Consider the following 8,271-nt stretch of genomic DNA (forward strand, 5'->3'; position numbering starts at 1 on the left):
CTGGGGGCCGCCCGGAAACCGGGCGGCCGAACAGTATTGACAGGCCCGGGCCTTATTTCGACAGGTCGATGTCCTTTCCTGATTTCAGGATCGCCTCTGACCTGGTTCCGAGGTACTCATAGAAATCCTCGGGGTATTTCTCGTAGTGGCGCTCGCCCACGTAGCGCAGCACCTCCTGAAAGTGGTAGGTGTAGAGCATGCTCTCTATACGGATCACCTCTTTGCCCTTATCGAACAGCACGATGCCGGGACGGTAGTTGAGTCCGAGTTTCTCGGTATAGGCCTTGGGCGTGGTCTTGTTTCCCTCGACATCGATGATGGTTTCACTGGAAAGGGCATCGAAACGTACGAAGGTGAAATTCTTCAGGACATCGTTGATCTCGGCATTCCTGAAATGACCGTCATGGAGTTGATCACACAGGACGCAGGCTTTGTCTTCGAACAGTACGGCCAGAGGCTTATCGGCAAGCTCCTGTAGATTGGTCTCAGTTTTCAGTTGCGGATGATCGCGGAATTTATAACTGCCGCCACTCTTCTTTTCATCCAGGTATTTGGCCAGTGAGGTCTTCGTGTAGGCCTTCTCATCTACATAATCGAGGATATGCTTGAAATTGGGGACTGAGCGATAGCCATTGACCCTGGCGACAGTCTTGTTCTGAGGATTCAGGAATATGATGGTCGGTGTGTACATGACCTGGAGCATGTCAGCGAGATCCTTTTCGATGACAGTGGTGTTCTCGTCGAAAGCGACCTCGCGGTCTCCCTTGATATTGATGACGATGACATCGAAATTCTCCTTGATGAACTCCGTATAGGGTGCATGCTTGAAGTTCTCTTCTGTCATCTTGTAGCAATAAGGGCAGTTGTTGAGATGCATGAACAGAATGACATGCTTTTCGGCATCCGACGCCTCTTCGACGTCTTCTGCGATATCCAGGAAGCTCTCCTTGAACCAATCGGGGTGATGGGTCTGTTTCCCGCCGGTCATTTTTCCCTGGGCAGGGGGTGTTGTCGCACTATGGGAAGTGAAGGGGAAAAACAGCAGGCAAGTGATAGCCACGGCGGCTAGGTATCTATAAGCGAACATCTCGCGCTCCTCCGGTGATACTTTGTATTTGTTGTGTCCGCAATTGGACCGCAAGCCGCGGTCAAAATTCATTCCGGGGATGGTTGTTTTTGGTTGTTCCCGGATCAGGTGTTTTTTATTATCAGCCGGCGTATGCTGCCTTGGTTGCTACGTAGTCGTCTACCAGCATCTGGATCTTGTCCTGCTCGAAATCTCGCAGTCCCCGCAGGGCCATGTATTTTGCACCTTTGCCTATCAACTCGCCATCGGCCCGTACACAGAACTCCAGGCAGATGTTTCCTTTTCGTCCATTGAACGCCAGTGACGTGTCACACAGCTCAAGAATAGGCTCTTGAATGTCCAGGCGATCGAGGTGAATCTCCATGCTTTGGTAAATCACCATCGGCCGGTCCGGGTTGATCATGACCCCGTGTTCTTTCATCAGTGGTACGAGCACACTTGGAAAGGCGGTTCCCGAGAACTGGACATAGTTGCACGCCAGGGTCTCCACCAACTGGGGATCAGTGGAGGTGTTCCCGTCGCGCTCGATGCTCAGGTAGGTTTTGCCGCTGTCGTCGACGATATCGATATTGCCGTTCTGTGCTTCGGGGAAATTGAGTGGCACGCCATCGCCAACCATGCCGGAGAAGACCACCCGCATGTGCTCGCTTACACCGTATTTCGAAAGGGCTACAGAGAAGAGCAGGTCTCCGGGTACGCAGAAGAGCTTGGAATCCGGGTTGTGCAGCGGATTGAAATCTCCGGCAACTTTCTTGGCGAATCGGCTTCCCTGTTCCCTGGTAAACAGGACCCTGTCGTTGTTCAGGGAAAAGTAGTCATTTAAGTGCATAAATTTATTCGTAATTTTTTGGTGTAACCTGGGGCTGCATCTTAGCAGGGGTGGGGCCATGGTTTGAAGTCCTGAAACAGAGATTGTGATGAGGGAATTCAGTAATTTTTGATCAGGGTCCGCAGATTGAGGGATAATACCGCACAATTGTGGAATTACAGGATCCATTTCATGCATAAGACTTTCAGTGTTTTTTCCATGGTTTTTGCCGTTCTGGCGCTGGCTGTTGTGCCTGTCAATGAGGCGGAGGCGAAACGTTTCGGTTTCGGCAAGAGCTTTGGCAAGCAGTACAACTCCTCCAGGATGAAGCAGCCAAGCAAGAGCACAAACACCACCAGCAGCCAGCAGACAACTACCAATGCCGCTGCTGCAGGTGCCGCCCGCACCTCAGGAGCCAGTCGTTGGCTGGGGCCCCTGGCCGGTCTTGCGGCAGGCGGTCTGCTCGCCTCGCTCTTTTTCGGTGACGCATTCGAGGGCATCCAGCCCATGGATATCCTGCTGATACTGGTCCTGGTATTCGGTGGCATGATGCTGCTGCGGGCAATGGGGCGTAAGGCTGCCCAGTCCCAGGCAGCAGGGCTATCCGGCATGAATCCCCAGATTCGGGGGAATGAGGCTGTGGATCATGGCAGTGATGCCCGTTTTCAGGACGAAATGGCCGGCGGGCCGGCAGCCGATACCATGCCGTTCGAGGCGCCTGCCTGGTTCAATACCGAGACCTTTGCCCAGGGTGCCAAGACCCACTTCATTCGCCTGCAGGCCGTCTGGGACAAGGGAGATCTGAAGGACATAGCCGAATACACCACCCCTGAGCTCTATGCAGAAATCCAGGCTGAGCGCCTGAATCAGGGTGATGAGCGACACTTCACCGAGGTGGTTACCCTCAACGCCGAAATCGTCTCCCTGCAGCGGGAGGGCGACCAGGTGGTGGCCAGTGTCCACTTCTCCGGATTGATACGGGAAGGGGGGGGTGCACAGGCCAGCGAATTTGCTGAACTCTGGCATGTGACTCACGGCTGGGACAGCCCTGAAGGGGATTGGCATATCGCCGGTATTCAACAGGTATAAGCTGTACCCCTTATTGACTAATGAAAGGCCTGCGTTCAGCAGGTCTTTTTTTGGTCCATTGCGGGTTTTCGGGAGATTCACCAATTGTTGTAGGAGCCCGGTCCTCTGGGCGATCAAATCCTGAGCAACGCTATCGCCCGGAGGATTTTATGCCTGGAAGGTGCCGGGCTCCTACCTTGAGTAATCGCAATTATCCCTAGAGTGTAGATTTGGTCCGATAGTAGCGCTCCGGGCCCATTGCCTTCAGTGCAGCCATGGTCAACAGCTCCTGGTTGACGTCCCCATCGGCTGAGAAAAGGTTCTGGATGCGGCCCGATTCGATACCTTTCCCGTGCATGATGCTTGGCGTCAGCACCTCTCCCATGGAGGAGACCATGCAGCCATTCGGGCCAACGTTCAGGAACAGATCCAGACCTTTGCGCAACTCTATAAGCGCTTCGCCCACGTAGGGCGCCAGTTCACCGAGAGGACGCGATGTCGGCAACAATTCTTTGGAGGCTTGCATCATCTCTGCACTCTCCAGAGGCATCGGCACTTTTGCAGCTTTATACAGTGGGGCAGCAAGAAGATGCCGCAGGAAGAACCTCAGGCGTTTTATTTTACGTATTCTCTCCTTGAGCTGACCTGTATTTTGTCTCTCAGCCCACTTATCACTCTTTCGCCCAAGGGCCGCCTCAGTCGTTTCAATACCCAAGGGTTGATAACAGTATGCGGAAGATATCTTCGGATTGGGCCACTCGCATATAGCCTTCGCCTGAGATCCAGATATTCAGTGGATCACCGGGGAGTGGATGCTGGACTTTCCATTTTGAAGCGAAGCGTTTGAATTCGTGGGCGTGAATCCTGTACAGGAAGTACTTTACCGTGGCGGCGAGCCGGTTGTCGTCACCCAACATCTTCAGCAACCGTCTGCCCACGGGCCCGGGACCGCGGAACGACTCCAGGAGCCGGTAGATCTCTGCCTTGAGACGATAGTAGTTGTTGATGAAACGCTTGTATTCATCGTAGTCTTGGCAGGCCACACCTCCCTGGAACATCAGGTCACGCAACACGCCCTGGAGAATCACTCCCTGGTAACTCCGTAACAGCAACCACTCCTCGAAGCCGGCGTCATATCCTTCGTCCTCGTTGGCTATCAGGAGCTGGAACAGCCCCCCGCTGGGCAGTGCGTTGCAGGCCTCCTCATTTACGTTTTGGCCGCCGGCCGAATGGTAAAAGAGCACCTTGTGGGCATTGGGGTACTGACCCTGGCGACAGGGCCCGGAACCCTGGCTGTCGAAGAAGAGCAGGCGTTTCTTCCCTGCCACAAGGGGGTCATTGTTCTGCTTGCGCCGGGCAAAATCGTCCACTCCCCGGGCCAAGTCGGCATAGATGCTCGCCAGCGGTGCACAGACCGCATCACCGGCAACCTTGCGGCCCTCTTTAACCAGTTCTTCCACGCTGTAGGATTCGTCATCGTAGTTATCGATGCAGGTATAGCCCGCACCGCGGAATACAGCCGACAGGGGCCGGTTGTCCGACAGGGTGGGAAAATAGATGACGTCAGTCTCCCGGTTGAGGGGTTCCTGGCTGGTCAATCCGTTGAGGGTGCGCACATCGAAGTGACCTTCCCCGTCGATGTGCAGTTTACTGTGCAGCCCCTGTTGCAGCTGCTTGACGTAGGTATTCACCCGGTTTTCCAGGTGTGCCAGTTCCTTGATGACGGCGTCCGACTGAATCAGCAGAAAGGGGCGCTGCCTCATGATCTCGACAACATAGTGGGCAATGATGCTGTCAGGGCCGCAGCTGAAGGTGGAGATCTGCACCACTGGAATAAGGGGTTCGGCAGGGTCTTCCTCTATCCGGCGGAAGATCTCGCTGAGTCGAGGTTGATGCAGGCGTTTATGCAGCTGCCTTTGGGCGACGGCACTCATCAGGGAGAGGATGAAGTGAGGATTGCGCCAGTAAATCTGGCTGTAATCCTTGTCCAACTCGATATCCAGAACGTAGGAGGGAATGGCTGCCATCTGCTTGTCGCGCAAAAGCCGCTGGATATGGCTGTCGTATATTCCCGGATTGAGGATGTATTCGCGTCCCACCACCAGCGCCACCTGGCGCCCATCCGCCAGGGCCTCTTCCGCCAGGTCGGCGGCAAGATTGGCCACCTCGCTGCGCAAACGCTGACGATCCTCAAGGGCTTCCTGGATGATCTTCTCCAACTCAGAGGGTCTGGGTGCTACTCCGTAGTAGTTGAACAGCGGTTCCAATCTGCCGGATAACTGGTCGCAGATGTAACCGGCTTCCAGGCACTCGAGACTAAGGTGGGTGAGATGAATGCGCGCCTGTGGATTTGCCAGTTTTGCCAGGTTACCTGCCACCGCGACACCGCCTTGATTGGTTGTGCAGGTAAGTCCACGGCTCTTTCCATCAGTCGGCAGGGTGTCGATCTGTAGCGCCAGGATCATCCCATGTGGTTCGGCGGCCAGGCGCCGAAACTGGTCCACGGCACCGATATGGGGTGCACAACTGTCGATGTTGAAGTCCGGTTGCGCCTCGATCAGGTCGCTGTCACGGACATTGTCGACATGCACCGGGATTTCCAACCGCTCGAAAATGCGGGCAAGGAAGTAGGCCCACTCGGAGACGGCGAAGCTGCGTGGAATCACAAGCCGCCTGGGGTCATCAGTTCTGGGGTGATGGCTGTCTATGTAGTCCCAGGTCTCCTTGTAGGCATCCCGGGGCTGTTCGATCTTTTTCTTCCCCTTCCCTGCCTGTCCCAGTAATTCATTGATTGCACTGCATCCGCCCAGCGTGAAAGAGACCTTTGAACCTGAGGTGTCTTTGCATTTAAGCGAGCAGCGGTTACAGCGGGCTGAATCGTCGTCGCAGGCGGCCCCCTTGCAGAGGATGATGCGTTTTTCAAAATGGGTTTCGACGAAATCGCCCAGGGCGATGACCTTGTGGCCCGGGGGGGGCTGCCTGCATCAGTGTTCTGATCAAGCCGATACAGGCACGGTGCCCAGGCTGTGGTGGGACAAGGGCGTAGACCGGACTGCCCAGGTAGTTGTGCAGGCGGTGGGTAACCGCCAGCGGCAAGGGTTCAGACAGCATGGTCTGCCCGTGCAACAGGACCACCGTATTGGGGGGAGCTCCAGCTGGTTCCAGAGGGTGCGTGCCATATTCTCCACGATGGCCCAGTTCGCAGAAGCGAGGATCTCACCATCGGGTACCCCCTGGGCCTGGAGTTTGCTTGCATTCTCCATGAGAAACACGGCACAGGTGGTGTTAATGGCAAAAGAGCGGGGGGCGGCATAGGCCGCTTCGCAGGCCTCGGAAACGCTGCCGATTTGGAACATGGCACTGAGGGTGTCCATCAGGGAGCCGGTTCCCGCGGAGCACTTCAGGTTCATGGTATTGTCAAAGAGCTCCGCCTGCTCCAGGGCGATGGTGGATATCTTGGTGTCTTCGCCACCGATGTCGATCAGTACGCAGAAATCCTCGTTGGCCTCGCTGACTCCCTGCTCTTTCAGATGGCGTATGTGGCGCCGGGCCTGGTTGATGGAACCGCGCGCATGGGCATAGTTCTCCACCAGTACAGAGACCCTGTCCTCGATGTCGGGATAGATATGGGCTAGGGCCTTCTGTACTTGGTACCTGGCGGAACCTGTGATACCAATACTGGATATCTGGAGTCGCTCAACATCGGTATTGATGAGATCCCTGAATACCTGCTTGATGGTCTCTATGGTGTCGCCGGAGTTGCTGTAGGCCGACTGGAAGACGATGTCGCCTGTAGCGGCTTCTGCTATCACCACCTTGGCCATGGTGGAGCCAACATCCAGTCCCATGATCACAGGCTGATTGACCAGGATCTCGTCAGCGTTGGGATGCATGGGGTTGTCCGGAAGACGCAGATAGTGGCCATTCGCATCGTAGTGAGATTTCAGCTCGGAAAAGGCAGGATGTTCTTCCGGGGCAGGGCACCAGGCGTTCATCAGGCTGTACCAGGTTTTCCGCACCAACCCGTTCTACCAGGCCAGCCATGGCGTCCAACCCCCCGGTATTCTCGATGTCGAATTCGATTTCCTGCACCCCCAGGGAGCGCAGTAAATCCATGGCGCAATCCCGGGCATAGCGCCAGCGGAAGATGCGCCCGGTGGATAGACTTTCTGAAATCCATCGTGCAGTTTCTTGCACGCTTTGAGTACCTCGGATTTCAGGGTTGTGGCCAGGGCGATATCCAGCGGAATCCCCTGGTTCTTATCGGAGATGGTGGCGGAGGAGGCGAACACGCCACAACGGTCGGCACAGACGATTACCTTCTCACGCTGCTCCCGCCCTTCGTCACCCAGGTAGCTGCCCAGCAACTCATCGACTTCATCACTGGTTACCGCCAGTTTCTGCAGTACACGATCGAGATTTATGCCGGAACCGGCACCACAGCGAGGATTGGCCAGCAGTAGATCATCCTTGAGTTGTCCTGAACGATCGATGCCGATCAACAGGTAACCCGAGGCGGAAAGGTCGATTATCGCCAGGGAGTCCACGGCAGCATTTTCAGGCAGATTGATCAGATCCCTCGCTGCCAACCAGAATACAGCTGCGGGGAGTATGACTTTTCCGCAGCCAAGGTTCTCTCTTACCGTGCTTGCCAGCTTGCCGGTAATAAAAACCCGTGCATCCTCACCAAGCCCAAAATCCCACGCAGCCAGTTGCTGGTGCAAAAGCCCATTGATATCGCTGTTACTGGGAATAAGGTTGTCGTAGAGAATGTCCCTTTCAGGCCCTGTCACCCGTAGCCTTAGATTGCTTATCCCTGCATCAATGAACAGGCTGCAGGAATCTATCCACTGCGGCTCCAGTGAGAATCCATTGAAACTGCTCTCTACAATAGCGTCCATTTTGCTCTTCTGATTCGTGCACTTTCCAGCAATCAATTATAGCCTTCAAGTAGCTGTATTTTTTCGTTTTCTGCAGGCTGTTATACAGAGATTGTATATAATACATCTGTAAAATCATGGCCTTACAGTACGGGTGCTCACTATCCTTGATCATGTGCGATAGTCGAGCCAAAAGCATACAAAAAGAGTTATTCATCTACAATATTAGTAACTATGTAATAAAAATGTAACTTAACTGTAGGGTGGGTCAGGTGGCCTCAACACCATTTCGTAACAACCGCGTATTACAGGGACTGGTTCTGTGGTTGGTAGGGCCTGTTCACGTAAAAGTCAGTAAAATGCCACTCTATGGAACTAACGAAAGAGCAGTACAAAATCATTGAGCCGTTGTTCCCCAAACCAAGGGG

The 8,271-nt window shown here is 54.6% G+C and carries 7 protein-coding genes; 1 reads left to right on the forward strand and 6 read right to left on the reverse strand.

Annotation, left to right across the window (positions count from 1 at the left end; all coding sequences use genetic code 11):
• Nucleotides 1-52: 52 nt before the first annotated feature.
• Entirely contained in the window at nt 53-1,087 is a 1,035-nt protein-coding gene (locus BOW53_RS05895) for a thioredoxin family protein (protein ID WP_172838790.1), read from the reverse strand.
• A gap of 121 nt (nt 1,088-1,208) precedes the next feature.
• The gene (locus BOW53_RS05900; protein ID WP_078486698.1) at nt 1,209-1,916 is read right to left on the reverse strand and encodes a DUF3581 family protein; all 708 of its coding nucleotides are present in this window, start codon (nt 1,914-1,916) and stop codon (nt 1,209-1,211) included.
• A gap of 171 nt (nt 1,917-2,087) precedes the next feature.
• On the opposite strand from BOW53_RS05900, the gene BOW53_RS05905 reads away from it, so the two are divergent.
• The gene (locus tag BOW53_RS05905) at nt 2,088-2,984 is read left to right on the forward strand and encodes a Tim44 domain-containing protein (RefSeq protein ID WP_078486700.1); all 897 of its coding nucleotides are present in this window, start codon (nt 2,088-2,090) and stop codon (nt 2,982-2,984) included.
• Between the two features lie 196 nt (nt 2,985-3,180).
• Here BOW53_RS05905 and BOW53_RS05910 read toward each other — a convergent pair whose 3' ends face one another.
• The 4 genes from BOW53_RS05910 to BOW53_RS05925 all read right to left on the reverse strand — a co-directional run bounded on the left by BOW53_RS05910 (nt 3,181) and on the right by BOW53_RS05925 (nt 7,864).
• A complete protein-coding gene (locus tag BOW53_RS05910; RefSeq protein ID WP_078486702.1) occupies nt 3,181-3,513 on the reverse strand; it encodes a hypothetical protein in 333 nt (110 codons plus the stop codon).
• 154 nt (nt 3,514-3,667) lie between these two features.
• Nucleotides 3,668-5,629 (reverse strand): acyl-CoA dehydratase activase-related protein, encoded by a 1,962-nt coding sequence (locus tag BOW53_RS05915; RefSeq protein ID WP_172838791.1) that lies wholly within the window; start codon nt 5,627-5,629, stop codon nt 3,668-3,670.
• A gap of 330 nt (nt 5,630-5,959) precedes the next feature.
• Entirely contained in the window at nt 5,960-6,982 is a 1,023-nt protein-coding gene (locus tag BOW53_RS05920; protein WP_135607024.1) for a BadF/BadG/BcrA/BcrD ATPase family protein, read from the reverse strand.
• A 9-nt stretch (nt 6,983-6,991) separates the two neighbouring features.
• Complete coding sequence (locus BOW53_RS05925) at nt 6,992-7,864, reverse strand: hypothetical protein (RefSeq protein ID WP_078486708.1); 873 nt, start codon at nt 7,862-7,864, stop codon at nt 6,992-6,994.
• Nucleotides 7,865-8,271 lie beyond the last annotated feature (407 nt).

Source organism: Solemya velesiana gill symbiont (genome assembly GCF_002020805.1).
Lineage (GTDB): Bacteria > Pseudomonadota > Gammaproteobacteria > Chromatiales > Chromatiaceae > Sedimenticola_A.